The sequence below is a fragment of the Pseudomonas sp. Sample_24 genome, assembly GCF_004307605.1.
Lineage (GTDB): Bacteria > Pseudomonadota > Gammaproteobacteria > Pseudomonadales > Pseudomonadaceae > Aquipseudomonas.
Genome location: NZ_RCNW01000043.1, coordinates 1 through 1,878 on the forward strand (window position 1 = coordinate 1; position 1,878 = coordinate 1,878).

Annotated in this window: 2 pseudogenes; both read right to left on the reverse strand. The window is 60.4% G+C overall.

Going from position 1 to position 1,878, the window contains the following annotated elements:
• Window positions 1–541, reverse strand: a pseudogene (glyA, locus tag D8V06_RS02075) (serine hydroxymethyltransferase); the annotation flags it as partial.
• Between the two features lie 159 nt (window positions 542–700).
• A pseudogene (gene morA / locus D8V06_RS02080) lies at window positions 701–1,878 on the reverse strand (cyclic di-GMP receptor MorA); the annotation flags it as partial.

Consider the following 1,878-nt stretch of genomic DNA (forward strand, 5'->3'; position numbering starts at 1 on the left):
GGATCTGCGAGTAGGCAGAGAAACCGGCCACGATCATTTTCGGCTTGTGCTCGACTGCCAGGCGCTCGACTTCGTCGTAGTCGATCAGGCCGTTGGCATCGATGCCGTACTGGATGGCGTTGTACAGCTTGCCCGAAGACGAAACGCTGGCACCGTGGGTCAAGTGACCGCCGTGGGCCAGGCTCATGCCCAGGATGGTGTCACCGGCCGACAGCAGCGCCAGGTAGACAGCGGCGTTGGCTTGCGAACCGGCGTGCGGTTGAACGTTGGCGTAATCGGCGCCGAACAGTTCTTTGGCGCGGTCGATGGCCAGTTGCTCGACGACGTCGACGTACTCGCAACCACCGTAGTAGCGCTTGCCTGGGTAGCCTTCGGCGTACTTGTTGGTCAGCACCGAGCCTTGAGCTTCCATCACCGCAGGGCTGGTGTAGTTTTCCGAAGCGATCAGCTCAATGTGCTCTTCCTGGCGCTGAGCTTCTTGCTCCATGGCGGCAAAGAGATCGGCGTCGTACTTGGCAATAGTCAAATCACGGCTGAACATGGCGGTCCTCAAGGATCGGGGGCGGAAAAGGGGGGCATTCTAACCCAATGGGTTTTAGATGGCATATGAAACGGCATCATGTCGCAGACAAGTGGGCTTCATGACCGGATATGCGGCACCTGTGCCAGCGATGAGGCCCGGCTGTTTCACCACAACGTCTCAGTCGAACATGAACAGCGCATCATTGCTGAACTGCACTTCAAACTGCCCGGCCGGCATCGGGCGGCCGAACAGGTAGCCTTGAACCTCGTCGCAACCGTGCTCCCTGAGGAAATCCAGCTGCTCATGGGTTTCCACGCCCTCGGCGATCACCGCCAGGTTGAGGCTGTGGGCCATGGCGATGATCGCCCGGGCAATCTGCGCGTCCTGTTCGCCGGATGGCAGGCCGTCGACGAAGGTGCGGTCGATTTTCAACACGTCGATAGGGAACTGCTTGAGGTAGTTGAGCGATGAATAACCGGTGCCGAAGTCGTCGACAGCAATGCTCAGGCCAAGATTTTTCAGGCCGTCGAGAATCTGCATCGCCTCACTGACCTCTCGCATCAGGATACTTTCGGTCAGCTCCAGTTCCAGGCACGCCGGCGGCAAGCCGGTTTCCTTGAGAATGGTGGCGATCCGCATGCCGAGTTGGCCGTCGGAGAATTGCCGCGCGGAAATGTTCACCGACACCTTCGGCACGCGCAATCTGGCCTGATGCCAGGTCTTGAGTTGACGGCAGGCTTCGCTGATCACCCAGTCACCCACATCCACCACCAGGCCGAGTTCTTCCAGCACCGGAATGAAGTCCCCTGGCGGCACCAGGCCACGGCGCGGATGGCGCCAGCGCAGCAGGGCCTCGGCGCCGGTCAAACGTTTGCCGTCGCCGCTGAATTGCGGCTGGTAATACAGCACGAATTCATTCTGCTCCAGGGCGTGGCGCAGGTCGCTTTCCAGCTCCAGGCGCTCAAGGGCGCTGGCGTTCATGTCCGCCTGATAGAACTGGAAGTTGTTCTTGCCGCGTTCCTTGGCGTGGTACATCGCTGTGTCGGCGTTCTTCATCAGCTGGCTGAGTTCGTTGCCGTCCTGCGGGCTCAGGGCGATGCCAATACTGGCGGTGACGAAGAATTCGCGGCCTTCGAGCACGAAGGGTTTTACCAGGCTGGCGAGAATCTGTTCCGCTACGTGAATGGCCCGGTTCAAGGCAATTTCACGATTGGCGCGCGGTTGCAGGAGCAGGGTGAACTCATCACCGCCCATGCGCGCCACGGTGTCGTCATCGTCGACGCAACCGAGCAGGCGCGTCGCCATTTCCTTGAGCATGCGGTCGCCGGCGGCGTGGCCCAGGGAATCGTTGATCG